26 protein-coding genes are annotated in these 24,216 nt (G+C 47.6%); 14 read left to right on the top strand and 12 right to left on the bottom strand.

Annotated elements, in window-relative coordinates; genetic code table 11:
* Positions 1-12 precede the first annotated feature (12 nt).
* From NIES2104_RS13735 to NIES2104_RS13715, 5 genes are all read left to right on the top strand, one after another.
* Entirely contained in the window at positions 13-948 is a 936-nt protein-coding gene (locus NIES2104_RS13735; RefSeq protein WP_058998741.1) for a phytanoyl-CoA dioxygenase family protein, read from the top strand.
* 5 nt (positions 949-953) lie between these two features.
* Positions 954-2,273 (top strand): DUF4910 domain-containing protein, encoded by a 1,320-nt coding sequence (locus tag NIES2104_RS13730; protein ID WP_058998740.1) that lies wholly within the window; start codon positions 954-956, stop codon positions 2,271-2,273.
* Between the two features lie 76 nt (positions 2,274-2,349).
* Entirely contained in the window at positions 2,350-3,138 is a 789-nt protein-coding gene (locus tag NIES2104_RS13725) for a glucose-1-phosphate cytidylyltransferase (RefSeq protein WP_058998739.1), read from the top strand.
* A 14-nt stretch (positions 3,139-3,152) separates the two neighbouring features.
* Positions 3,153-3,806 (top strand): PIG-L deacetylase family protein, encoded by a 654-nt coding sequence (locus NIES2104_RS13720; protein WP_058998738.1) that lies wholly within the window; start codon positions 3,153-3,155, stop codon positions 3,804-3,806.
* Between the two features lie 91 nt (positions 3,807-3,897).
* The gene (locus NIES2104_RS13715) at positions 3,898-4,740 is read left to right on the top strand and encodes a PEP-CTERM sorting domain-containing protein (protein WP_058998737.1); all 843 of its coding nucleotides are present in this window, start codon (positions 3,898-3,900) and stop codon (positions 4,738-4,740) included.
* A 266-nt stretch (positions 4,741-5,006) separates the two neighbouring features.
* Here the strand turns inward: NIES2104_RS13715 and larE are convergent, their stop codons facing one another.
* Positions 5,007-5,819, bottom strand: a complete 813-nt coding sequence (gene larE, locus NIES2104_RS13710; protein WP_058998736.1) for an ATP-dependent sacrificial sulfur transferase LarE — start codon at positions 5,817-5,819, stop codon at positions 5,007-5,009.
* A gap of 104 nt (positions 5,820-5,923) precedes the next feature.
* Positions 5,924-6,154: a Calvin cycle protein CP12 gene (locus NIES2104_RS13705; protein ID WP_058998735.1), complete on the bottom strand. Its 231-nt coding sequence runs from the start codon at positions 6,152-6,154 to the stop codon at positions 5,924-5,926.
* Between the two features lie 317 nt (positions 6,155-6,471).
* Here NIES2104_RS13705 and NIES2104_RS13700 point away from each other — a divergent pair, with 317 nt between their 5' ends.
* Together NIES2104_RS13700 and trmB are read left to right on the top strand one after the other, a co-directional pair.
* Positions 6,472-7,731, top strand: a complete 1,260-nt coding sequence (locus tag NIES2104_RS13700) for an FIST N-terminal domain-containing protein (protein WP_058998734.1) — start codon at positions 6,472-6,474, stop codon at positions 7,729-7,731.
* Between the two features lie 3 nt (positions 7,732-7,734).
* A complete protein-coding gene (trmB, locus tag NIES2104_RS13695) occupies positions 7,735-8,385 on the top strand; it encodes a tRNA (guanosine(46)-N7)-methyltransferase TrmB (RefSeq protein WP_058998733.1) in 651 nt (216 codons plus the stop codon).
* 126 nt (positions 8,386-8,511) lie between these two features.
* On the opposite strand, the gene NIES2104_RS13690 is transcribed toward trmB, so the two are convergent.
* From NIES2104_RS13690 to purS, 6 genes are all read right to left on the bottom strand, one after another.
* Complete coding sequence (locus NIES2104_RS13690; protein ID WP_072218067.1) at positions 8,512-8,892, bottom strand: phosphomannose isomerase type II C-terminal cupin domain; 381 nt, start codon at positions 8,890-8,892, stop codon at positions 8,512-8,514.
* Between the two features lie 54 nt (positions 8,893-8,946).
* On the bottom strand, positions 8,947-10,437 hold the full coding sequence (locus tag NIES2104_RS13685; protein WP_059001710.1) for an MBOAT family protein: 1,491 nt from the start codon (positions 10,435-10,437) through the stop codon (positions 8,947-8,949).
* A 124-nt stretch (positions 10,438-10,561) separates the two neighbouring features.
* The gene (locus tag NIES2104_RS31780) at positions 10,562-10,714 is read right to left on the bottom strand and encodes a hypothetical protein (RefSeq protein WP_192843583.1); all 153 of its coding nucleotides are present in this window, start codon (positions 10,712-10,714) and stop codon (positions 10,562-10,564) included.
* A 55-nt stretch (positions 10,715-10,769) separates the two neighbouring features.
* On the bottom strand, positions 10,770-11,561 hold the full coding sequence (locus tag NIES2104_RS13680; RefSeq protein ID WP_058998732.1) for an SDR family oxidoreductase: 792 nt from the start codon (positions 11,559-11,561) through the stop codon (positions 10,770-10,772).
* Positions 11,562-11,638: 77 nt separating this feature from the next.
* Positions 11,639-12,337 carry a phosphoribosylformylglycinamidine synthase subunit PurQ gene (gene purQ / locus NIES2104_RS13675; RefSeq protein WP_058998731.1) on the bottom strand — a complete coding sequence of 233 codons (699 nt, stop codon included), beginning with the start codon at positions 12,335-12,337 and terminating at the stop codon, positions 11,639-11,641.
* Positions 12,338-12,352: 15 nt separating this feature from the next.
* Entirely contained in the window at positions 12,353-12,619 is a 267-nt protein-coding gene (gene purS / locus NIES2104_RS13670) for a phosphoribosylformylglycinamidine synthase subunit PurS (RefSeq protein ID WP_058998730.1), read from the bottom strand.
* Here purS and NIES2104_RS13665 point away from each other — a divergent pair.
* Both NIES2104_RS13665 and NIES2104_RS13660 read left to right on the top strand, forming a co-directional pair.
* Entirely contained in the window at positions 12,611-13,102 is a 492-nt protein-coding gene (locus tag NIES2104_RS13665) for a Fur family transcriptional regulator (protein WP_370561189.1), read from the top strand. The two genes, purS and NIES2104_RS13665, sit on opposite strands and share 9 nt — an antisense overlap.
* 2 nt (positions 13,103-13,104) lie before the next feature.
* Positions 13,105-13,656, top strand: a complete 552-nt coding sequence (locus tag NIES2104_RS13660; RefSeq protein ID WP_058998728.1) for a Uma2 family endonuclease — start codon at positions 13,105-13,107, stop codon at positions 13,654-13,656.
* On the opposite strand, the gene NIES2104_RS13655 is transcribed toward NIES2104_RS13660, so the two are convergent.
* Positions 13,621-15,810, bottom strand: a complete 2,190-nt coding sequence (locus NIES2104_RS13655) for a putative PEP-binding protein (RefSeq protein WP_058998727.1) — start codon at positions 15,808-15,810, stop codon at positions 13,621-13,623. The two genes, NIES2104_RS13660 and NIES2104_RS13655, sit on opposite strands and share 36 nt — an antisense overlap.
* A gap of 122 nt (positions 15,811-15,932) precedes the next feature.
* Between NIES2104_RS13655 and NIES2104_RS13650 the strand changes: the two genes are divergently transcribed.
* The 3 genes from NIES2104_RS13650 (at position 15,933) to NIES2104_RS13640 (ending at position 19,435) form a co-directional block, all read left to right on the top strand.
* Positions 15,933-16,589, top strand: coding sequence for a ComF family protein (locus NIES2104_RS13650; RefSeq protein WP_058998726.1), 657 nt, complete (start codon positions 15,933-15,935; stop codon positions 16,587-16,589).
* Positions 16,590-16,654: 65 nt separating this feature from the next.
* Positions 16,655-17,755: a linear amide C-N hydrolase gene (locus tag NIES2104_RS13645; protein ID WP_082689988.1), complete on the top strand. Its 1,101-nt coding sequence runs from the start codon at positions 16,655-16,657 to the stop codon at positions 17,753-17,755.
* Positions 17,756-17,761: 6 nt separating this feature from the next.
* Positions 17,762-19,435 carry an MFS transporter gene (locus tag NIES2104_RS13640; RefSeq protein ID WP_058998725.1) on the top strand — a complete coding sequence of 558 codons (1,674 nt, stop codon included), beginning with the start codon at positions 17,762-17,764 and terminating at the stop codon, positions 19,433-19,435.
* Between the two features lie 42 nt (positions 19,436-19,477).
* Here the strand turns inward: NIES2104_RS13640 and NIES2104_RS13635 are convergent, their stop codons facing one another.
* Entirely contained in the window at positions 19,478-19,678 is a 201-nt protein-coding gene (locus tag NIES2104_RS13635; protein WP_058998724.1) for a hypothetical protein, read from the bottom strand.
* Positions 19,679-19,711: 33 nt separating this feature from the next.
* A complete protein-coding gene (gene gatA / locus NIES2104_RS13630; RefSeq protein WP_058998723.1) occupies positions 19,712-21,169 on the bottom strand; it encodes an Asp-tRNA(Asn)/Glu-tRNA(Gln) amidotransferase subunit GatA in 1,458 nt (485 codons plus the stop codon).
* Positions 21,170-21,432: 263 nt separating this feature from the next.
* On the opposite strand from gatA, the gene NIES2104_RS13625 reads away from it, so the two are divergent.
* Together NIES2104_RS13625 and xth are read left to right on the top strand one after the other, a co-directional pair.
* Positions 21,433-22,692: an FHA domain-containing protein gene (locus NIES2104_RS13625; RefSeq protein ID WP_192843582.1), complete on the top strand. Its 1,260-nt coding sequence runs from the start codon at positions 21,433-21,435 to the stop codon at positions 22,690-22,692.
* Positions 22,693-22,727: 35 nt separating this feature from the next.
* The gene (xth, locus tag NIES2104_RS13620; protein ID WP_058998721.1) at positions 22,728-23,516 is read left to right on the top strand and encodes an exodeoxyribonuclease III; all 789 of its coding nucleotides are present in this window, start codon (positions 22,728-22,730) and stop codon (positions 23,514-23,516) included.
* On the opposite strand, the gene NIES2104_RS13615 is transcribed toward xth, so the two are convergent.
* Positions 23,513-24,208, bottom strand: coding sequence for an SDR family oxidoreductase (locus tag NIES2104_RS13615; protein ID WP_058998720.1), 696 nt, complete (start codon positions 24,206-24,208; stop codon positions 23,513-23,515). The two genes, xth and NIES2104_RS13615, sit on opposite strands and share 4 nt — an antisense overlap.
* Positions 24,209-24,216: the final 8 nt, after the last annotated feature.

Raw genomic sequence — 24,216 nt, 5'->3', positions numbered from 1 at the left:
ATTTAGGAAGCTATGCACACTGTTTTCTTTGATTCCCCGGTTCGTGACGATGTTAGACGTGAGCGAATTTACGACGGTCAGCTTTTTCTCTTTTCGCCCCGTCCAAGTATGTTGGCACTCTGTGAACATGCGCGTGAAATGATCGAGGCGGCGTTTGCTCCCCTTGATCCGACAATGGCACAGCATGAATTAAGCGTTGAGGAATTTGTTGCGATCGCGGCTCCTCTGAAACCCGGCTTTATTCATCACCCTAAATCAAAACAACTGATTCAAAAAATTCTTGAAGAATACGGCTACGACTTAGAAAAAACTTATTTCGATGTTCCGCGCCTGAAGATAATCACCAGCCACGCTTATCTCACCGCAGGCGTTGGTTATCCATTCCATCCGCATCGAGATACTTGGTACTGTGCGCCTCCAAGCCAAGTCAATTGGTGGCTTCCTGTGTATGAGTTTGAGTCAGAAAGCTCGATGGCATTCCACCCGAATTACTGGAGCCAAGGAGTCAAGAATAGTTCGAGCGACTTCAACTATTATGATTACAACAATACAGGGCGCAAGAATGCGGCTCAACACATCAAGAAAGATACGCGATTCCAGCCTCGTGCAGAAGAACCTGTAGAGATTGATCCTCAAGTTCGATTGGTGTGTGAAGTCGGTGGTGTGATGTTGTTCTCTGGTGCACAGATGCACTCAACCGTTCCGAATACCTCTGGACGAACTCGCTTTAGTATCGATTTCAGAACAGTTCACATTGATGATTTGATTGCTAAAAAAGGTGCACTGAATATCGATAATGCTTCGACTGGAACTGCACTGAGAGATTTTATGAGAGGAAGCGACCTAGCTCGATTGCCTGAAGAAGTCGTCGCACTCTATGAAGATACGCCACCTCCTGAAGGTGACTTAGTGTTTCAACCGCCTGCTGCCGTACTGTCTTCCTACTAGGAACAATGAACATCACTGACCTCAAGACAGTTCTAAATCCTGAAGCGATCGGTCAAGATCTCCATTGTTTTGCTGCCGAACTCTATCCGATTTGTCGCAGCATCACAGGCGATGGATTTCGGGAAACACTGCGTCAGATTGAGCGCTTTATTCCACTGAAGCGGTTTGAAGTGCCAACGGGGACACAAGTGTTTGATTGGACGGTGCCGCGTGAGTGGAACATTCGGGATGCGTATGTGAAGAACTCAAACGACGATCGCATTATCGATTTCCAGCAGCACAATCTTCACATTGTCAATTACAGCATTCCAGTGCATCAAACGATGTCTCTAGAAGAGCTAAAGCCGCATCTATTTAGCTTGCCTCATCATCCCGATTGGATTCCCTATCGCACGTCTTACTACAAAGATACTTGGGGATTCTGTCTGACTCATAAGCAGTTACTAGAACTGCCAGAGGATCAGTACGAAGTTTGCATTGATTCGACTTTAGAAGCTGGAAATCTAACGTACGGTGAGTATTACTTGCCGGGTGAGATTGAAGATGAAGTGCTGATTTCTTGTCATGCTTGCCATCCATCTTTGGCGAATGACAACCTATCGGGAATTGCGATCGCAGTTCATCTCGCCAAATCCCTGAGCGAAATTGCTCATCGCTATTCGTACCGTTTCATCTTCATTCCAGCGACGATCGGGTCAATCACTTGGCTGAGTCAAAATGAAGACCAAGTTCACCGAATCAAGCATGGTTTGGTGTTAAGCTGCTTGGGTGATCCTGGAAAATCGACCTACAAGAAAAGTCGTCAAGGCGATGCAGAAATCGATCGTGCTGTAAGTCATGTGCTCCAACACTCAGAGCAGGACTACAACCTCATTGATTTCTTTCCGTATGGCTACGATGAGCGACAGTTTTGTTCACCTGGATTCAACTTACCGGTTGGGTGTTTTATGCGATCGCCGAACAGTAAGTTTCCGGAGTATCACACTTCAGCGGACAATCTCGATTTCATTCAACCTGAACATCTCACAGATTCGTTTTTGAAATGCGTAAACGTATTGTCGGTGTTGGAACATAACCGAGTGTATGTCAACCAAAATCCGAAGTGTGAACCACAACTGGGACGACGAGGGCTTTATCGATCGATAGGAGGAGCATCGGGAACCGGATTAAATGAACTCGCGCTGCTGTGGACGTTGAATCTATCAGATGGACAGCATTCATTGTTGGATATTGCAGAGCGATCGGGGTTTGAGTTTGATGCAATTAGACGAGTTGCAGAAGCGCTGATCGAAACCGACTTGTTGAAAGACGCGATCGATTTGTGAAGCTAACCAAAAAGGCGAACGTTACTCAATCCACTGAGGGAAGTCTAAGAGCAATTCATTGAGAGGGATAATCTGCATGAAAGTTGTATTGTTTTGTGGCGGTCTAGGCACTCGATTGAGAGACTATTCGGAAAAGATTCCGAAACCAATGGTCAACATCGGATATCGCCCGATTTTGTGGCACTTGATGAAGTATTACGCGCACTACGGTCACAAAGACTTCATTCTGTGTCTCGGTTACAAAGCGGACTACATCAAAGAGTACTTCTTGAACTACAACGAATGTCTTTCCAATGACTTTGTACTGTCGGCAGGCGGTAAGCAAGTTCAAATGATTGGCAGTGACATTCACGATTGGAGAATCACCTTTGTTGACACGGGATTGTACTCGAACATTGGACAACGCCTGAAAGCGGTTGAAAAGTACCTCGAAGGCGAAGAAATGTTCCTGGCTAACTACAGTGATGGTTTGAGCAATTTGCCACTCGATGACTTTATCAATCACTTCATGCGGCATGACAAAATCGCTAGTTTCCTGTCAGTGAAGCCGACTCAGACCTTTCACGTTGTGTCTTCGCAGGAAGATGGTTTGGTCACGAGCATTGAACACGTCAACAATGCGGATCTGCGGATCAATGGGGGTTTCTTTGCCCTCAAAACTGAGATTTTCAGATATATGCAGTCAGGTGAGGAATTGGTGCTGGAGCCGTTCCAACGATTGATCGAGAAAGAGCAATTGCTTGCTTACAACTATGACGGCTTCTGGACTTGTATGGATACATTTCGAGACAAGCAAAACTTGGATGATCTGTATTCTCAAGGAAATCCGCCTTGGGAAGTTTGGAAGACTCGCAAAACGCTCTAGGTGAGGAGGTGAAAATGCTGAAACTGATGTTCGATCGAGGAAAAGACGCAGAATACCGAATTCTATGTCTCGGTGCTCATTGTGATGATATCGAGATTGGTTGTGGTGGAACGATTCTACGACTGATCGAAGAGTATCCGAATGCAGTATTTTACTGGGTGGTGTTTAGCTCTAGTGAAGTACGATCGAAAGAAGCATTCGAGAGTGCCGATCGATTTCTAGCAGGCGCGAAAGTTGAAAACATCGTTGTGAAGAACTTTCGCAATAGCTTTTTCCCGTTTGTGGGAACGGAAATCAAAGAGTACTTTAATGAACTCAGCCAAGCATTTTCACCAGATTTGATTCTGACGCACTACAAGCACGATGCTCACCAAGATCATCGGGTAATTTCTGATCTGACCTGGAATAGCTATCGAAATCACTTAGTGCTGGAATACGAAATTCCAAAATACGATGGTGATATTGGCAATCCGAACTTTTATGTGCCGCTCAGCGAAGCGATTTGTCAGCGGAAGATTCAAACTTTGATGGGTATGTTTGAAACTCAGAAAAATCGGCAGTGGTTTACTGAAGATACGTTTCAGGCGATTTTGAGATTACGCGGGATCGAAGCAAATTCTCCTAGCAAATTTGCAGAAGCGTTTTATAGTCGTAAATTAGTGTTTTAAGCGCTAGTGATCCGTTTCTAATTCGGGTATAGTTTGCTACTAGCAGGGCGCTTCTATTCCACAAACATTTGGAATTAGAGGGCAATCAATCATGCTTAAAGCAAGCTTCATCGCGGGAATTAGTTTAACGGTCACGCTTGCGTGTGCCGAAGGCATCGCAGTTCTCCCCGTATCCGCACAAGTCTTATACGACGGCTCAAGGAATACACCGTTCAGTGCTCAGAACTGGCTTGCTTATCCGCCTCCTGTGCCCGAAAGCGTCTCTGGAGGCGGCACAACCCTGAATACAACTGCGTCCAATAGTCTACGAGTGGGATACGCGATTTCTAGACCCCTCAATCGAATCTCAGGCTACACATTAAGTTTTGATTTACGATTACTTACTGAAAGTCACGCCTCTCTCAATCGTGCTGGATTTAGCATCATTGCTCTCGGCAACGATAAACGCGGAATCGAACTGGGCTTTTGGAAAAGTGATCCGACTGTGAGAGATCGCATCTGGGCACAAAACGACGGAACCACCAGAACCATCCCCTTCACTCGTGCAGAAAGCACAACGTTTGATCCGTCTCGGTCGATCGTGCGATATAACTTATCCGTTAAGGGTAATCAATACAGCTTGTTCACAAACGGCAATCAGATCCTCAGCGGAAATCTAAGAGACTATAGCCGAGTAGGACCCCCACTCTATTACAATCGGCAGAACTTCGTTTTTCTTGGAGATAATACGGAATCTGCCCAAGCCTCTGTCCGAATTACACGAGTGGCACTGTCTAATACTGCGCTCCCGTTTGCGAATTCAACAAACCGATCGGCTCGACTTGCAGCAACCTCTGTACCCGAACCGATGACGATCGTGGGATCAGGAATGGCGATCGCCCTAGGTGGACTGTTCGCGAGAAAGCGACCCTCGAAAGACAAAAAACAAGGCTGAACTTTTCAATCGTTAAATTGGCAAAAACGAATACATCGAGAAAAATACTTCGCGGTACACTTACAGGCGAAAATGTACCTTCCGAACGGAGCAAATTCATGATGTATCACGATCGCTGTAAACGGCAAATGCTAATTCGGCTCTTCGTCCTGCTCTCAATTACGGGTGTATCTGCCGCGATTCTTCCTCTACCTCACTTTGATTCGCAAGCTCGAACCGTTGATACGATGTCACCTCTGCGCCAGTCATTATCTGGTTTGTACGGATCAAGGTGACTTGAATTGCAGCACTTGATTGAGCTTTCCGCTGCGATACCCCTCTAGATCGAGGGTGACATAAAGAAATCCGTAAGACTGGAACGCCTCGGTTAATTTCGGTAGATCAGTTTGAATCACAAATTCTTTTACCTGATCCGGGAGAACTTCAATCCGAGCCGTGTCACCTTCCGATCGTACTCGAATATTTTGCCAACCTAATTTTCTCAGATAGACCTCTGCCCGCCCGACTCGCTGAAGTTTCGCGATCGTAATCTCTTCACCATACGGAAATCGCGAACTTAAACAGGGTTGAGCAGGTTTATCCCAATACGGTAAGCCTAAATGTTTCGCGATCGCTCGGACTTCCATTTTTGTAATACCGATTTCGGCTAACGGCGATCGTGCTCCTCGTTCTTTTGCCGCTTGAATTCCCGGACGATAATCGTGCAAATCATCCGCATTCACGCCATCAATTACATACGGATAGCCCCAGTCTTGAGCGAGTGGTTTTAAGGTATCGTGGAGTTCGCTTTTACAGAAATAGCAGCGATTCACCGGATTCGAGGCGTAATTCGGATTGTCTAACTCGTGAGTTTGAACGATTTTGTGAATGATCCCGATTTCAGCCGCTTGAACTTTCGCATCTTCGAGATCTTCGGGCAAAAGAGAAGGTGATTCTGCGGTGATTGCGATCGCACGATTTCCCAACACATCAAAGGCAACTTTCGCCACTAAAGTACTATCGATTCCACCTGAGTAAGCAATTAAGGCTTGATCGAGTTCGACAAACAGAGCTTTTAATTGGTCTAACTTTTCGTACATTGTGGGGGAAGGGATTTTTGAAGAACGATCTCCGTTATCGCACAAAAAAACAAGCAACGATCGCTGCTTGTTTTTCAGATTAGAGATGTGGCGTAATGAAAGCCTTATTCGTCGTAAACGCGGCACTCCAGCGCATCGGGGTTATCGTCGCAGTACTTTTCAAACGAAGTTTTCGGCTTGACGCTTTGGCGTTGGTGAGATGCTTCTGCCTGCAACTCTTCGACAGCATCCCAAGCCGCAGCACATTCGCCCGAATTTGAGCCGCTGAGATCACAAGTTTCACGCGCATTTTGACGCTCAAGTTCAATTTGCTTTTCAATATCGTTAATTGCCATAGGATTCCGTCCTCTTTTCAAATCAAAAACTAAATGCCGTGTGAGAGAGTAGAACTAGGATCTGCTGATCTCGAAAGACTCACAGAACTATCCAACATATCAGCTTAGGACATCGACTCCTATTATTCTGCTAACTGGAAAACATTTCCATCGAGAGCGCTGACTCATGTTTTGTATACCCATATTAACCTGCGAACCTGACCGCTGACGACTCTACCTAGAGTGCGGTCTTCCGATCCGTCTTTCTTCTGATCCGCAACGGTGTTCTACACTGGAACTACTGCGAATCTTTGATGTCCAATACGGAGCGATCGCACATGACGGAACCCTTAAACATGCGGTGGGCAAGCGCACTTTCGACGCGCCCATTTCTCGAAGCAGCAGTCGAGGAGGTGGTGTCTCAGGCACGATCGACCCTGGACGCTTCGGCGGATTTGGGGTTTGTGTTTATTTCGTCGGCGTTTGCAAGTGAGTATTCGCGGTTGCTGCCCTTGCTGCGGGATAAGTTGCCGGGAGTGTCGATCGTGGGTTGCAGCGGAGGCGGAATTGTCGGGATGACTTCTCGTGGAAAGGCGCGGGAAGTTGAGGAAGAACCCGCATTAAGTCTAGTTTTGGCGCATTTGCCGAATGTGACGGTGAAGCCGTTTTATGTGTCCGCGACCGATTTACCCGATCTCGATAGTCCGCCGGATACGTGGACAGAATTGGTCGGAGTTTCGCCGCAAGAGTCACCGAATTTTGTGCTGTTAGCCGATTTGCAGCGGGTGAATGATTTACTGCAAGGGTTGGATTTTGCGTATCCAGGTGCGCCGAAGGTTGGAGGATTGGCGAGTTCGGGAATGTTGGGCAGTGGGGCGACGGGGTTGTTTTGTCTCGATCGCTTTTATCGTGAAGGGGCGGTCGGAGTGGCACTGAGCGGAAATATCGTGATGGATACGATCGTGGCTCAGGGCTGTCGTCCGATCGGGCAACCGTACTGGGTGACAGAAGGCGATCGTAATATTCTGCTGGCGATGCAGGAAGATGATGGCTCAGGATTGCCGTCGGAGCGGTGTGCAGTGAAGCGATCCCCGTTAGAGCAGCTACAGGACTTAGTGCAAAATTTGAGCGAAGACGATCGACAACTCGCGCAGCAAAATCATATTTTTATCGGAGTGGCTCAGAACGGATTCAAGCAAACTCTGGAGCCGGGAGATTTCTTGATTCGGAATTTGCTCGGAGTCGATCCGCGAGTGGGGGCAATTGCGATTGGCGATCTCATTCGTCCGGGTCAGCGGATTCAATTCCATCTTCGAGATGCAGAAACTTCTGCGGAAGATTTAGATCTCTTACTGCGGCGGTATGTGCAGGCGAGTCAGGCAAATCCGTCTCCGGTTGGTGCTTTAATGTTTTCGTGTTTGGGACGTGGAGAAGGACTGTACGGAGAACCAAATTTTGATTCGCAATTAGTGAATGAATATTTGGAAGCGTTACCGATCGCGGGATTTTTCTGTAATGGTGAAATCGGTCCGGTCGGTGGCAGTACGTTTCTACACGGCTATACTTCAGTGTTTGGAATTTGTAGGGAGAAGGAATAATCTGTGGCACTGGTTCGAGTTCGAGAGCACGTCAATCCGCTGAGTCGCAAATATCAAACGCCCACGGCTCCGCCCGATTGGAGTCAGGTGTTTGCTGATCCAACTCGTCCACTGCACTTGGATATCGGGTGCGGTCGGGGAGCCTTTTTGCTCAAAATGGCAGAGCAAGAACTCGATTGGAATTATTTAGGGTTGGAGATTCGAGAACCGATCGTCGATCAAGCTTTAGAATGGCGCGACGAAGCAGGGTTAAAAAATCTGCACTACATTTTTTGCAATGTGAGTAATTCACTGGACCCAATTTTGGCATCATTGACACTGGGAACGTTGGCGCGGGTGTCGATTCAGTTTCCTGATCCCTGGTTTAAGCGCAAACATCAGAAGCGTCGAGTCGTGCAGCCGGAAATGGTCGCGACCTTGGCGGAATTTATGAATGAAAACGCGATCGTATTTCTGCAATCGGACATTTTGGAAGTGGCGAGAAAAATGGTCGATCGATTTACCGAATCACCGCATTTTAGCCGTGAAGGTTCCGATTGGTTGTCAGATAATCCGATGCCCGTTCCGACCGAACGCGAATTGATGGTGATGTCATTTGGTGAGCCGATTTATCGGGCGGTTTTTCGCAAATCAATCGTTCATCCAATAACGTAGAGACGCGATTAATCGCGTCTCTACCCGATGTAACGGCACGATCGACAATTCCCAATTTTATCGACGTAACGGCACGATTGATAATCCCAATCCCATTGGCGTAACGATCGACAATTTCCAATTTCATCAACCGTTTGGATCTTTCTCAAACCGAACAATGTCATCCTCACCCAGATATTCACCGTTCTGAACCTCGATCATCACCAGCGGAATCACGCCCGGATTTTCTACCCGATGCGGCGTTCCCATTGGTACATACGTCGATTGTTTCTGCATCACAACTTTTTCTTCACCGTTACAGGTCACTTTCGCAGTTCCTGAAACCACGATCCAGTGTTCGCTCCGGTGATAGTGCATCTGAGTACTAATGTGTGCTCCAGGCTTGATCTCAATCCGATTAATTCGATATCGCTTCGCATCTTCTAACAGTGTGACCGTTCCCCAATGCCGAATCTCCGTAACATCCGCCTCCGGAGCGCGAACTTCTTCCGATCGTTGGTTTTTCATAGAACTTTCAGTGACTCCACTCTTCAATCATGCAGGAAAAAATAGCTCCATCCGCTAGAAATCGAAATAAATGTAGCGGCTTCCCGCTTCAGGTGACAATTGCCAAACCACATACCAGCACAGCGGAATCAGTAAGAGTTTCAAATGCCACGTGAGATTTAGCTTCAAGCCGCGCTGGAAAATGTAAGTCAACAGCATCACAAAGACGATCGCACCAAACAGCATTCCGATCTGAGGAGGATACAGCCCGAATCCTTCGCCGTAAACTTTTTGAGCATATTGCACATCAGCAGAAGCTCCCCACAACCGCTGCACCACTTGGAAAGCAGAATCGACATTCGGCAAGCGGAAAAATATCCAGGAGACGAATACGAGTGCTTGAGTGAGTGCCCAACCGATGATCAATCCAGGCAAACTCGACCAGCAGACCTCGATCCACTCGAATCGTTTCGCGATCGCATCATTCACCCGATGAATCGCCAATCCGATCCCGTGAATTCCACCCCACGCAATGAATCCCCACGCTGCCCCATGCCAGATTCCCGCAATCAGCATCACTAGAATCAGATTGAAGCACGTCCGAATCAATCCCTGACGCGAACCGCCCAACGGAAAATAGAGATAATTCCGCAACCATTCGCCCAGCGTCATGTGCCATCGTCGCCAGAAATCCGCCACACTTGTTGACAAGTAGGGAAAATTGAAGTTTTCGGGTAGCTCGATTCCAAGGAGCAATGCACTTCCACGGGCAACATCAACATAACCACTGAAATCGAGATAAAGCTGGAAACCGTAAGCGACGATCGCAATCCACAGATCGGTGCTTCCGGCGCGTTGGATGTTATCGAAACTGAGATTGACCAAACCGTTTAAGCGATCGGCAACGAGTCCTTTTTTAATCGCACCACAAGCAATGAGCCATAACCCTTCAGTAATCTGAGGCATTTGGGGCGCTTGAATTGCTTGAAACTGTCCGGCAAACGGGTGATAACGAGTAATCGGACCTGAGATTAATTTCGCGAAAAACAATTTATACGCCGCGAAATCGAGAAATCCTTGTGCAGCAGGCGCACCCCGGTAAACATCGACTAAATAAGCAATGCACTCAAAACTAAAGAAGCTCAGACCCAATGGCGCAATGAGGTTAATATCTGCCCAATTCGCACTCTGTTGTAGATTTGGCAAATTAAAAGTTGTGCCGATCGTTGAAAAAATAAACGGCACATATTTAAATCCCAACAGCAACAGCACATTGAGAAAAATCCCGCCGCTCAGCACTCGCAACCGCCGCTGATTCCAATCCGCTTGAGCAAATTGCCAATCCTCGATTCTCCAATCTGGCGGAACTCCGAGCGCTTTTCCCAGCCAGTAGTTGATCACCGTTGCTACTAAGAGCAGCGGAACATATTGAGCTTGCAGCGAGGAATAAAAGACCAAACTCGTGAGGAAAATCAGCCACGATCGTAGCCAGTTCGATCGCACCGACCAGAACACCCCAATGACACAAAGCAGAAAAATGGCGTACAGCGGGGACAGAAATTGCATAACGGGGAAAAACTCGATTCCGCGTCTAGTGTACTGGGAAAATTCGATCTCAGTACCATTGCCAACAAAAAAGCAGCCCGGAAGCTGCTCAATTTCAGATACGAAGGGGTTATCTGCACACTGCTCAATACGCGAACAAGAAATAATCAGGACTCCAGCCCACACTGGTTTTCTTAGTGTGCTTGCTAAAAATGCGATCGCAGAACCAGAATGGACACTCCAACAACCGTCCCAGACTTCCCGCCTGATCTTGATTTTCCCTCGCCATAATGAACATAGCGTTTAACTGTCCCTTGCCCTGTAACTCATTCGAGTTCAGGGCAGTTTTGTTTTTAGTTGCCCGAACCCGGTTCGCTCAGTTGACGATGCGCCGCTGCTTTGATCGGTTCGGGCATCGCTTGAATGACTGCCGCCTGAACTTTATTCATGATCGATCCGGCAACCACTTCATCTTTACCAGCCATCAGCGCTTCAAAGCCTTGTTTTGCCACTTGAGCTGGATCGTCTTTCTTGCTTGCTGCGGCTCTCGTGTCATCCATATTGGCGGTGTGGAAAAAGTTCGTATCAGTCGGTCCTGGCATTAGTGCGGTAACGGTGACACCTGAATCTTTTAATTCTTCGCGCAGAGCTTGAGAGAACGATCGCAGAAATGCCTTGCTTGCCGCGTACACCGCTTCAAACGGTCCGGGCATCATTGCCGCGATCGAGGACGTAAACAGAATTCGACCTTTACGCCGCTGCTCCATCGCTTGTGTAATGTATTTCGCGAGATGCACTGAAGAAGAAATATTGAGGTCAATCATCTTCAGTTCTTTTTGCAAGTCGGTTTGGGTGAATTTTCCGTTATCACCAAAACCTGCATTAATTGCGATCGCTTCAACAGGTTTTCCCGTTGCCTGAATCGCTTGAATGAGTTTCTCAACGCCTTCGTATTCGGCTAGATCGGCTTGGACGGTTTGAACTTTCGCACCAAAGAACTCGAAAGAAGGAGCCAATTCGTTGATTTTTGAATCGTCTGCGGTGACTAAAAGATCGAAGCCGTTTTCGGCAAATTGTTTTGCAAGTTCGTAACCGATGCCGCTAGAAGCTCCGGTCACGACTGCGAATGAACGATCGGTATTCATGTTAAATTCCTGCTTCACACTGTTACTGTCATGCTAGGAAGGTGTGAATTCGATCGCGTCTTTATAAAGATGGAGTTCTATACCAAGGCAGGAACCGCTTTGAGAATGCTTTCAAACAGTGCCAGTCCATCGACGCAGCCGAGTGCTCGATCGGAAGCGCGTTCTGGGTGAGGCATCATTCCTAACACGTTCCCCTGACGGTTGCAAATTCCAGCAATGTGATTTAAGGAGCCGTTCGGATTGCTTTCAGGAGTCAGATTTCCATTCGGGTCACAGTAGCGAAACAGAATTTGATCGTGATCTTCGATCGATTTCAGCGTGTCCGCATCGGCGTAATAGCTTCCTTCTCCATGCGCGATCGGGATTTCGATCACTTGCCCTTTCTCATAGTTCTGCGTCCAGATTAAATCATTGCGCTCGACTCGGAGCGGAACGCGATCGCAAATAAAATGCAAATCTCGATTTCTCACCAATGCACCGGGTAATAATCCCGCTTCGGTTAACACTTGGAAGCCGTTACAGATTCCGAGAACGAGCTTTCCAGCGTTGGCATGTTCGATCGTCGATCGCATCACTGGAGAAAAACGAGCGATCGCACCACAGCGCAGATAATCCCCGTAACTAAAACCACCTGGAACGACCACGACATCGATATCTGACAGATCACTATCTTCGTGCCAAATCATGCGGGTCGGCTGGTTGAGTAACCCTTGAGTCACCCAGACAATATCGCGATCGCAGTTCGATCCTGGAAACACTAACACGCCAAATTTCATCGCCGATTTTCCCCTCTAAACTTGTACCAGTGCTTGAAGTTCGATGCGATAATTTTCAATCACTGGATTGGCTAACAACTGATCACAAATTACATCTAATTGTTCTCGTGCTGCGGCTTCGTTTTCGGCAGTGAGCGAGAGTTCTACATATTTGCCGATGCGGACTTGTTCAACATTTGAGTAGCCCATGTGTGCCAATCCCGACTGTACCGCTGTTCCGGCAGGATCTAAGACCGAAGGGCGAAGAGTAACATAGATCTGAGCTTGAAATTTTTGAGTCACGACCGCCTCCCGACTGATGGTTCAAAGCCTATCTATTCTAAGACTGCGGTGATTCAAAACAGCATTGAATCTCTACAATTTATTGATATGAAAGCACAACGTACCCGTAGCCAAGACCGGATTCTGACAATTCTCAAGAGCCTCAATCGATCGATTTCTGCTCAAGACCTTTACGTTGAGTTGCGAAGTCGAAACCAGAGTATGGGTTTGGCAACGGTGTATCGCGCTTTAGAAGCTTTGAAGCTCGAAGGCATGATTCAAGCTCGAACATTGCCAAACGGTGAAGCCCTCTACGGACTCATTCAAGAAGATCGGCATCATTTAACCTGTTTGCAGTGCGGGGATTCGATCGCGATTGATGAATGTCCGGTTCATGATCTTGAACAGCAGTTAAACCGATCGCATCGCTTCAAAATTTACTATCACATGCTGGAATTTTTCGGATTGTGCGATCGCTGTCAAGCCAAAGCAGAGGAAGCCTAACTATGACAATTACTCGCTACAAATGGACGTTGGATCGTTATCATCAAGCGATCGAGGCGGGCGTTTTCGATGATCAGAATGTGGAATTGCTACGAGGTGAAATCGTTGTTATGCCTCCAGAAGGGGAACCGCACGTCTATTTTAGCGATCGCTTCTCTAAGCGATTACAGAAACGATTGGGCGATTTAGCTCAGATTCGGGAGGGAAGACCGATTGTTCTCCCCAATCATTCGGAGCCACAACCGGATATTGCAGTCGTTCAGTCCCTTGATGCCGTTTATCTAGAGCATCATCCTTATCCAGAAAACATTTTTTGGCTGATTGAATATTCCAACACCACGTTAAAAAAAGATTTAGAGGTTAAAGCGAAAATTTACGCAGAAGCAGGAATTCGAGAATATTGGGTCGTGGATTTGAAAAATTTACAACTAACTGTATTTCGCGATCCAACTGCAACAGGCTATGAAACGGAATTCAATTTGAGCGAAGGTACGATCGCGCCCTTAGCATTTCCAGACTTACAGATCGAAGTTCGGCAGCTTTTCAGCCTTTGATCTACGCACCTCATTCAATAACAATCGTTGTTCCGCTCGTGCGATCGCTCGATTCACCGTTTCCACCACCGACAAATTCACCGAAATCGCATCTACGCCCCATTCGACCCAACGATCGATTAATTCTGATGTGATCGTCGCCTGCGTGGAAATCGAACACGGAATTTTCAATCGATGCGCGGATTGGATCAATTGTGCGATTGCATTCATCACCGCTGGATGGCTTTCATCGAATACTTTCGCCATCGCACTCTGATCGCGATCTACTCCCAAAATCAACTGTGTTAAATCACTTGTACCAATACAAATTCCTTGAACACCCGCTTGGACATATTCAGGCAGCAAAAATAACACAGAAGGCACTTCCGCCATGATCCACAGTTGAAATTGAGCATGATTGAATAGTCCGGCTTGTTCGACCCGCCGACGACAGAAAACGAATTCCTCGATCGTTCGCACAAACGGCAGAATTAATCGCAAATTTGAGCATCCTGCTTCGATCGCTTGTTCGAGTGCGGCAAGTTCAAGATCAAATCGCTCTGGATGTTGCAGATAGCTGAACGTGCCTCGAATACCAAGCATCGGATTGACTTCGGACGCGGTTTGAAACTCATGCGATCGCACATCCAAACTTCGATAAAACACCGGACGTGGCGCAAACGACTCAGCAAATTTTTGAAGCTGCTTTGCTAATTGAGCAGAATTAATCTTCTCCAGCATTCCTCCCAGCATTAATTCTGATCTGAGTAATCCAACTCCATCCACATTCATTTCGACTGCTGCCGAAGTTGAATCGATTTGACTCAGATTAATCATCAACTGAGTTGCATTCGTATTCCAAACCGTATTCATTTGTTTTGGTTCTGATGTTGATTTAGAAATCTGAGACGCGATCGTGACAGAGCCTGTATCGCCATTGATTGCGATCGTTTCTCCGGTTTGAATCCGCCGAGTTGCCTGTTCCGCTCCCACGATCGCGGGTATTCCCATTTCTCGCGCCAAAATCGCGCCGTGACTCGTCATCCCTCCCTGCTCTGAAACGATTCCAGCAATCTGCTTGAGCCACGGAATCCAACTCGGCAAAATCATCGAAGTAACGAGTATCGAACCCGCTGGAATCTTTGGCGGATTCGGGTCAGTAAGCACAAACGCAGGCGCGATCGCTTGTCCCGGAGCCGCACCTAATCCAGATACGATCGAGTCTTCCGACTGGGTAACGGTCTGAGAATTTTGACTGAAACTGCCATAGCGTACTGTTGTGACGTAGAGTTCCGAGTCATAAAATTGCCAGTCTAAAGCAGCCGGAAATTGCAGCATCTGAGCGAGAGAAAGTAGAACTTCTCGCTGTTGAGGATTCAAAACCGGAGCAGTTTCGCGAATGGGCGATCGCGTTAACGGTTCACTTCCCGATTGAATCTCGTACGCGATCGTTTGTCGCCCTGCTCGCTGAAACTGAATCTGGTCTTCAGAAATTTTATAAATCTCTGGCAAGACTTCCCCACGAGCGATCGCGACATCCAATCCACGAGTTGCAACCAGTTCCCAGTTTGGCGGATTGCCTTGGAGTGAACCGGATGCGATCGCGCTTCCAATTGGCTGAATCAACACCGCAAAATGAATCTGATGTAGTTCAATTTTTGCGCCCTGCCAATAGACGAGATTCCTTGCTCGAAAGAGTTCTGACCACAGTTGTTTAAGCGCGATCGCAAGTGAATTTATCTCAGTACTGCAAATCTGCGGCTCGATTAAATCCGCGAGTTCTTGCGTCGGTAATTCGGTTTGAATTGCGATCGACGGACGCAGAATTAAAGCTGATCCAAGATTTGGAATTTTCGCAATTTCAGCTTGAATTTCTGAAAGCCATTCCTTCGGCAGTTCTGCGTGCTGAATCGTTTGGCGAATTTGGCGAGCGATCGTTTGAAGCTGCTGTGAGTCTTCAAGATTCAACCGCAATGATGAATACGGCAAATCGGCAAACAGGGGCTGAATCCAGTGAATTGTTTCGAGGAAGTTGCGAAATCGAACGGCAGACAGCACTACACTGGGTAGAACTGGAAAGCCTTTCTGAGCGAACACACTGAGTTGAAGCGCTTGTTCTCCGACCTGCGACTGATGTTGCGATTCAATTCGCTCTAGAGAAAAAAGTGTATCCACGTTTGGCAGTTCACCAGAATGATTTCTGATTGTAGGAGACGCGATCGGGCAATCTGGAATTCCTCAGAATAAATGAATGTTTGGGATCGGGCATCTTAACGTTAAGATTCTGGTCGCTTCAAATGTTCGGCAATTTCTTCAATTTCGTTCTGCAAAAATCATGTGCATTATGCGATCGCCCAACCTCTGAGCCGTTTTGTCTCGATTGCCAACGCCGTTTAGAGCGCGATCGTTTTCCCAACCCCACACAATTCTGGAATCAACAGCCAAAACTTTTTGCTTGGGGAAGCTATACCGATACGCTGAAACGCACAATTTCAAGATTGAAATACGATCAATATTCAGAACTTGCCGTACCGCTTGGAGAAGCTTTAGCGCGATCGTGGTTAGAAGCAGGTTTAACTAAAAATAAGCTGACAGTCGTTCCAATTCCGCTACACACTGAGAAACAAAAACAACGCGGATACAACCAAGCAGAATTAATTTCTCGCGCCTTTTGTAATCTCAGTGGCGATCTGCATCAACCCCAAGGATTACAGCGAATTCGAGCCACCGAAGCTTTGTTTAATCTATCGCCAAAACAACGAGAACAAATGCTATCTCAAGTATTTGAGATTGGAAAAATTTGCCGCGATCGTCAAGTGCTTTTAATTGACGATATTTACACCACTGGAGCCACCGCCCGCGCCGCCATTCAAGTGTTACATCGTCATCAAATTCGAGTGTTAGGAATTGCGGTCGTGGCGAAACCGAGTTTTGAAGTGCGATCGAAGCAATAAGACTACACCTTCTCATACCTTCTGCTTGCTGTAGAATTTCTTCTACGACTACCAAGCATCATTTTATGTATCCTGATCTTTGCAATACGATCGGTTCTTTTTTGCTGCAATTTGTGTCTAGCTTTCAGGAGCGATTGAGTTTCTCGATCGAGGATTTCACAGGACTGCTATCTATCCCAATCATGATCGGTTGTACTCGTGCCATCTATCGAGGACTTGACGATCTCGTTATCACCGGGCGCACGATGGACTGGCTCAACGATATGAAGAGCAATCTCTGGGCTTTCCCACGGGGCATTGAGCGCGATGGGGCAGCAGGGGAAAACTCGATTCGCTGGGTTTCAAAACATGGTAGTGTCGGCGTTTCAGGTTGGGACGTGGGCATCGCAGACGGCATGAACGAGCAAGGACTGTTTGCGAACTTGCTATACCTTCCCGAAACTCAGTATCCAATTGCTCCGGTTAGCGAGACTTGTCAGCCTTTATCATTATCGCTATGGGCGCAGTATGTACTGGATAATTTCGCCACTGTAAGTGAGGCGGTTAGCGCGATCGAGCAAGAATCTTTTTACGTCGTGCCTGTAACCTCACCCGATGGTAAACCTGGAACAATTCATCTTTCAATCTCAGATCCAACAGGCGATTCAGCCATCTTTGAATATGTGGAAGGTAAGTTGACGATTCACCACAGCCCGGATTATCGGGTAATGACCAACTCTCCGACCTATAGTAAGCAGTTAGCGTTGAATGAATATTGGCAATCGATCGGGGGAACAACCATGCTTCCCGGTACGAATCGCGCCGCCGATCGATTTGTTCGTGCCTCGTTCTACATCAATGTGATTCCAAAAACGGCGAATGCGATCGAAGGAGTCGCCGCTGTCTTTTCGGTGATTCGCAATGCGTCTGTACCGATGGGCATTAGTACACCGAGTCAGCCTAATATTTCCTCAACGATTTGGCGCACTGTTGCAGATCACACCAACAAACGCTTCTTTTTCGAGTCCGTCCGCAGTCCGAATGTTTTTTGGGTCAATCTGGATAACCTGGATTTTACAGAAGGCAGTCCCGTTAAAAAACTGACGCTGACCGACGGAGCAATTTTCGCGGGTGATACGTCAGCCCAGTTTCAACCCACTGAACCGATGAGGTTTCTCAAGGCTTAGAACAAAATGACTGAGACGACGCACACTGATCCGCTGTTAAGCCGAACGTCCCCATTCAGAGTCATCGGCTTAACGGTCTGGATGGTTTCGTACAATGTGGGCGTATTGCCTGCGATCATGCCCGCGATCGTGCGTGATTTTGAGTCGAGCATCGGAGCGATTCAGACCGTTTTGGTGCTGTTTTCGTTGACGACCGCCGCGTTTGCGCCCACGACTGAAAATCTCTGCCGCTATTTCGGGCGCACACGCGTTTTTTTAGGAGGGTTGGCGCTTTATGGCACGGGAATTGGTATCACGGCTCTGAGTCCTTCGATCGCAATTCTGGCGATTAGTTTCGCGGTGCTCACTGGCATGGCAGCGACTCCGTTAGTGAGTACACCTTGGACATTCGTCGATCTCGTTTATCGAGGGAAAACCGTAGAGCAGGCGACCGTCGGACTGATCGTGGTATCGACAGTAGGAAGCTTGATGGGGTCGCTGTTGGGTGGCTTTCTTGCGTCTTGGATCGGGTGGCGATGGGCGTTTGCACCGTCGCTGTTGGCGCTGATTGCGATTTGGTTTCGACGGCGATCTCTGCCTCAACTGTGTGTGTACTGTGACCAACCGATCGACTGGATTGGCGGACTGCTTTCGTTTCTAGGATTAGGATTAATTCTCAGCGGGGTGAGTCTGTCGATGGAGTTTGGCTGGTGGGAGCCAAAGCGCGTATTGACGATCGGGGAATTCGTTGTGCCGCCGTTTCCATTGTCGATCGTGCCCCCACTGATCGCTGTGGGCTTGATTCTTCTAGGCTTCTTTGGCTTTTGGCAGCGACGACAAGCGAGAAAAGGGGGCGCTTCAATTCTGCGGGCTGGACTGCTACGAAAGCCAGCATTTGTCTTGGGAATGTTGGCGGCGATGCTGCACACGCTGATTACAGCTGGAGTGCAGTTTAATTTGTTTCAGTATGTGCCTTTGGCATTAGGGCTTGATCCGTATCGGACAGCATTGACGATCGTGCCTTTCAATCTCACAAAAACTGTAGTCGTGATTGGGTCGCTCAAACTGCTAGGACTGGGGAGCGATCGTAATGGAGCGACTGCATTTCAGCGGTGTCCGCCCAAGTTTATTGTCTTTGGAGGATTAGCGCTTTTGGCGACTGGAATCTTCATGTTATATCGCAGTCTCACGCTTCAAGTGACACCCGTTGATCTGTTGCCAGGGCTAGTGGTAATGGGCATCGGCTCCGGATTATTTACGCCACCGATTAGCCGCTTGACTTATTCAGCCGCCGAGAACGATCGAATTGAAGGAACCGGAATCTACAATCCGGTGCAAAATTTGGGCAATTCGCTCGGCAGAGCCATTCTAGGGACATCGCTGATTTTTTATGCGTCGCGAGATGTGGTAGATGGCGTTTTGCAACAGATGGGGCAGACGGTTGAGCCGGCTCAAAGAGCGCGGCTGATTGCGACACTGCAAGAAATGATTCAGACGCTTTCTCGGCAAGAATTGACCGCCGCCGTAGTGAACAAAGTGCCACCCTCGATCGTGCCTGCCCTCAACCGGATTAGTCAGGAAGCGACCACTTCGGGAATGCAGACCTCTTTAATGGTTGCGCTGCTGTTTACTGGTGCGTGTTTTCTACTAACCATCACACTGCCCAAATATCCATCGAGTGGGAGTAAAAGAAATGCGTGAATTAACAGTGTTGATCTCAGTTCATGCGAGTTGCGTAGTGCATTAGATTTCTCGATAGCGCCCCGCTTTAAACTCAGCGATCGCTTCTTCTGCTAAAGCATCTAACTTGCCCTCTGCAATATCTTGTTCTAGCTGCTCATCCCATCGCTGATAATCCAAGTCAAAGAACCACTGCCGAAGCCGCTGAAACTCTTCGGCTGGCAGCGTTAGAATTGCGGCTTCGATTTGTTCGAGCGTTGACATTCTTGGTGTACCTCTGAAAGCGCTGCTTTGATTCTAGGCTGTTAACCTGTTGGGCGATCGTGTATGCCAATCCGTCGATCGCTCATACGCCGATGCCACTTGAAAAATTTGATCCTCGCGCAACACATTGCCGATAATTTGAAGCCCGATCGGTAAACCCTGCGAATCAAATCCACACGGCACACTCATCCCCGGCAGTCCCGCCAAATTCACCGGAATCGTCATCAAATCGATCAGATACATACTGAGTGGATCTTGCGACTTATCGCCTAACTTAAATGCGGTCGTCGGTGCAGTCGGTGAAACTAACACATCCACTTGCTCAAACGCCGCTTCAAAATCTTGTTTAATCAGGGTTCTCACTTTCTGCGCCTTCAAATAGTACGCATCGTAATATCCAGCAGACAGCGCATACGTTCCAATCATGATCCGGCGTTTGACTTCTGCACCGAATCCTTGCGATCGCGTTTTCGTATACATTTCCATTAAATTCTCAGCCTCTTCGATCCGCGCTCCATATTTCACGCCATCATATCGAGCCAAATTCGCGGAAGCTTCCGAAGGCGCAATAATGTAATACGCTGCAATTCCATAGCGGAATCGAGGACAGGAAATTTCTTTAACTTCGGCTCCTAGCGCTTTGAGTTGATCGATCGCGCTTCTCACTGCTTTTTCCACTTCTGGATCAAGCCCTTCGCCAAACGTTTCTTTGATAATTCCAACGCGCTTTCCTTTGAGGTCAGAAGTCAGAAACTGCGTGTAGTCGGGAATTTCAACTTTCAGACTGGTGGAATCTTTGGGATCGTAACCTGCGATCGCATTTAACAAAATCGCTGTGTCTTCTACCGATCGCGCAAATGGTCCAATCTGATCCAGCGACGACGCAAACGCGACTAATCCGTATCGCGAAACCAGTCCGTAAGTTGGCTTCATTCCGACAATGCCGCAGAACGAAGCAGGCTGACGAATTGATCCACCTGTATCAGACCCTAATGCGATCGGACATTCTCCCCCCGCAACCGCCGCCGCTGATCCCCCAGACGATCCGCCTGGAACCCGTGACGTATCCCAAGGATTCGCTGTTTTCGCAAACGCGGAAGTTTCAGACGATCCGCCCATTGCGAATTCATCGAGATTCGTTTTGCCGACCATCACCGCACCCGCATCGATCAATTTCTGCGTCACGGTTGACTCATACGGGGGCACAAAGTTTTGCAGAATTTTAGAAGCGCAAGTGGTCGGAACGCCTTGAGTACAGAGATTATCTTTAATTCCGATCGGAATTCCTGCCAGTAATCCGATTTCCTCACCTGCGGCAATTTTGGCATCGATTTGTTTCGCGTGTTCCAAAGCGCGATCGCCCGTCACCTGCAAAAAACTGTGCAGCTTTGGTTCGAGTGCCTGAATCTGATTGAGTGACTCTTGCACAATTTCTACTGCCGATCGCTCTTTGCGGATGAGTTGTTGATGCAACTCGCGAATGGATGCCATACCAGTCTCCCTATTTTCTGCTCAAATCCCAAATGTACAGTATAGGGGGTCACGGCAAAGATGGAGCGCGGGCGTTAGAAAGCAGGGAATTTCTGGGAATTTTGAAACCAGTTCGATCGCTCGATTTCAAATAATTTCTGCATCAGTTTTGAAGCTCTGAGTTACATTGATTACATCTTTTTCTTAGGTTTTCATCCGTACCAAATTCCTGAAAGCAATGTCATTTCTGTGTTCTATTTCGTCCAAGCTTCTGTGGCGTGAATGTGATTACTTTAACTCTCTTACATCCAGTCCAACTAACGCCCGTCCAGCACTGGACTTTTGACGAATCCACGATCGTTCGTGTGGGTCGATCAACGGATAATCAAGTCGTGCTCTATAGTGCCGTGGTGTCTCGCTACCATGCCGAACTTCGGCGGGTGAATTCGTCTTGGGAATTGGTCAGCCTCGGCGCAAATGGGACGTACTTTGAAGGCAAACGAATTTCTCAGTTACCTGTGCGCGATGGCATGATTTTTCGGTTAGCGCGATCGGGTCCGAATCTCCAAATTCATCTCGATCGTTCTGATACGCTCAACATGAAGCGAACGCTAGAATCTGTCCGCGTTCCAGCTCTCAATCTTCCATTCAATGATGCGGAAGAGGATAAAAAAACTCAACCGTTGCTAAAAATGCAGACGATTGTGACCGATTCTAAAACCACGATGGATACGTCAGCGGGGCGACCCAGCGAAGAATGGATTCGCAAGCAAGACGATTCGGTGATTGGAAACTATTACTCGATCGAGCTTCTGAGTCAGGGAAAAGTGGGCATGACTTATCTCGGTCAGCGGTCGGGCGAAACAGTTTTACTCAAAACGCTAAATCCCACTTGGATCAATCATCCGCAGGCGCTTTCTCTGTTTGAACGTCAGGCGAAAATGCTCAAACAGTTGAATCATCCTGGTCTTCCTCGGTGGCGCGATTTTTTTCGCATTGATGGGCAGCCGTTTCTCGTCACCGAAATGATCGAGGGCAAGACGTTAGATCAGCACATTCTCGATCATGGAAAAGTTGATCTCAAACAAGCGATCGCCTGGATGATCGAGGTGTGCGAAATTCTCGATTATCTTCACACTCAATCGCCGCCTGTTCTGCATCAAGACATCCGCCCTCAAAATCTGATCCATCGCGCTCATTCCACTTCTTCTTATGAGTTAGCGCTAGTAGATTTCGGAAGCGTCCGGGGACTCGATCTCGATGAAACTGCTGCCGCTTATCTTGCTCCTGAACAGAAGAATGGACAGGCGACTTATCTATCAGATTTATATGCGATCGGGACAACGTTAGCCTTCTTAATTTCCGCTCAACAACCGCGTCTGTTTTATCGTCAATGGCGGCAGGATTATCGCTTCAGTCCCGATTTGATTCCGGGATTACTGCCTGAATTGATCGAAGTTTTATATCAGTTAACCGAACCGAATCCAAGCGATCGCTATCAATCCGCACGAGAAGTCGCAACCGCATTACGATCGCTAATTTAGTGAGATGATGGAATCCGTTTGATTTCATCTCACCTATGAAGATTGCAACTTGGAATGTCAATTCGATTCGGACGCGCCTTTCTCATGTTACGGATTGGCTGAAACAAAACCCGATCGATCTTTTATGTGTGCAAGAAACGAAGGTGATCGATGAATTATTTCCTCATGCTGCGATCGCAGAAGTAGGCTATTACGCTTATGCGTTCGGGCAAAAGAGCTACAACGGCGTTGCGTTGATTAGTCGATCGCCGCTACAAAAAGTAGATATGGGTTTCAGTGCAATTCTCCCTGCTGAAACTGTAGGCGATTTAGATGACCAAAAGCGTGTCATCAGTACTGTTCTCAATGGTGTTCGGATTGTTGATCTTTATGTTCCGAATGGTTCAGCCGTTGGCAGTGAGAAATACGAATACAAATTACGTTGGTTGAAAGTTCTACGCGAATATCTACAAGTATTGCTTCAAGAATCCCCTTCGCTTCTCGTTTGTGGTGATTTTAATATTGCACTTGAAGATATCGATATTCACAATTCAAAAGGACGTGAAAAACAAGTGATGGCAACCGATGTAGAGCGTGAAGCGTTGCGTCATGTTTTAGAGTTGGGATTGTCTGATGCGTTTCGGAAATTCACGATCGAAGGCGGACACTATAGCTGGTGGGATTATCGATCGGCTGGATTTCGTCGGAATGCGGGATGGCGGATTGATCACCACTATTTGACACCGGATTTATACGATCGGGCGGTTGGTTGTGTGATCGATCGTGCTCCTCGTGAACTCGAACAACCGAGCGATCATACTCCTGTAATCGTGGAACTCGCTTAAGCCCAAGTTCCCAACATTGCAGGCACATCAATTTCTTTAATGCAAGTTGCTCTTGACACTGAGAGAATGCAATCGATAATTTTCAGCAGATCAGTGAGCGGAATCGCTTCACCACCGAGCAAATTTTCTGATGCCAAATCTGCTAAAACTTCGGATGTTCCAATATTGCCGGGATTGATTACGGTTACGCCGATTTGCTGCGATCGCAATTCTTCCCGTAAAGAATGCACGACTCCACGCAATCCAAACTTAGAAGCACTATTCGCTACTTCGCGCCCCGGAACATTCTCACAACCCGAAAGCGCACCCATAAACACAATTTTCGGATTCTCAGATTTCCGTAGTGCAGGCAACAAGGCTTTCACCAATCGAATCGGCGCGATTAAATTCACTGCAATCACAGTTGCAATATCGGCATCTGAGCAGTCTTCAAATTTGTACTGATCGGTAAAAGCGTGAGTTTCCCAAGTTCCGCCCATGTAAAGTAGTGCATCTAACGGATCATTGCCGATCGCTTTCGCCACTGTTTCCACACCCGATAAATTCGATAAATCAGCTTGAATCCATTCTCCGATCGAAGAGGTCGATCGCGATACCGAAATCAATCGCTCAGTCTGCAGTGCTAAATGTTCTGCTACGGCAAGCCCGATTCCACGACTCGCCCCCGCTACAAGAACTGTCTTGAATGCCACATTTAATC

The organism is Leptolyngbya sp. NIES-2104 (genome assembly GCF_001485215.1).
In the GTDB taxonomy this organism is placed as follows: Bacteria; Cyanobacteriota; Cyanobacteriia; order Leptolyngbyales; family Leptolyngbyaceae; genus Leptolyngbya.
This window is presented reverse-complemented; position numbering and strand designations above follow the sequence as displayed.

Coding starts and splice junctions, on each gene's coding strand:
- NIES2104_RS13735 (WP_058998741.1), top strand. CDS start 13: ATGCACACTGTTTTCTTTGATTCCCCGGTTCGTGACGATGTTAGACGT.
- NIES2104_RS13730 (WP_058998740.1), top strand. CDS start 954: ATGAACATCACTGACCTCAAGACAGTTCTAAATCCTGAAGCGATCGGT.
- NIES2104_RS13725 (WP_058998739.1), top strand. CDS start 2,350: ATGAAAGTTGTATTGTTTTGTGGCGGTCTAGGCACTCGATTGAGAGAC.
- NIES2104_RS13720 (WP_058998738.1), top strand. CDS start 3,153: ATGCTGAAACTGATGTTCGATCGAGGAAAAGACGCAGAATACCGAATT.
- NIES2104_RS13715 (WP_058998737.1), top strand. CDS start 3,898: ATGCTTAAAGCAAGCTTCATCGCGGGAATTAGTTTAACGGTCACGCTT.
- larE (WP_058998736.1), bottom strand. CDS start 5,819: ATGTACGAAAAGTTAGACCAATTAAAAGCTCTGTTTGTCGAACTCGAT.
- NIES2104_RS13705 (WP_058998735.1), bottom strand. CDS start 6,154: ATGGCAATTAACGATATTGAAAAGCAAATTGAACTTGAGCGTCAAAAT.
- NIES2104_RS13700 (WP_058998734.1), top strand. CDS start 6,472: ATGACGGAACCCTTAAACATGCGGTGGGCAAGCGCACTTTCGACGCGC.
- NIES2104_RS13690 (WP_072218067.1), bottom strand. CDS start 8,892: ATGAAAAACCAACGATCGGAAGAAGTTCGCGCTCCGGAGGCGGATGTT.
- NIES2104_RS13685 (WP_059001710.1), bottom strand. CDS start 10,437: ATGCAATTTCTGTCCCCGCTGTACGCCATTTTTCTGCTTTGTGTCATT.
- NIES2104_RS31780 (WP_192843583.1), bottom strand. CDS start 10,714: ATGTTCATTATGGCGAGGGAAAATCAAGATCAGGCGGGAAGTCTGGGA.
- NIES2104_RS13680 (WP_058998732.1), bottom strand. CDS start 11,561: ATGAATACCGATCGTTCATTCGCAGTCGTGACCGGAGCTTCTAGCGGC.
- purQ (WP_058998731.1), bottom strand. CDS start 12,337: ATGAAATTTGGCGTGTTAGTGTTTCCAGGATCGAACTGCGATCGCGAT.
- NIES2104_RS13660 (WP_058998728.1), top strand. CDS start 13,105: ATGACAATTACTCGCTACAAATGGACGTTGGATCGTTATCATCAAGCG.
- NIES2104_RS13650 (WP_058998726.1), top strand. CDS start 15,933: ATGTTCGGCAATTTCTTCAATTTCGTTCTGCAAAAATCATGTGCATTA.
- NIES2104_RS13645 (WP_082689988.1), top strand. CDS start 16,655: ATGTATCCTGATCTTTGCAATACGATCGGTTCTTTTTTGCTGCAATTT.
- NIES2104_RS13640 (WP_058998725.1), top strand. CDS start 17,762: ATGACTGAGACGACGCACACTGATCCGCTGTTAAGCCGAACGTCCCCA.
- NIES2104_RS13635 (WP_058998724.1), bottom strand. CDS start 19,678: ATGTCAACGCTCGAACAAATCGAAGCCGCAATTCTAACGCTGCCAGCC.
- gatA (WP_058998723.1), bottom strand. CDS start 21,169: ATGGCATCCATTCGCGAGTTGCATCAACAACTCATCCGCAAAGAGCGA.
- xth (WP_058998721.1), top strand. CDS start 22,728: ATGAAGATTGCAACTTGGAATGTCAATTCGATTCGGACGCGCCTTTCT.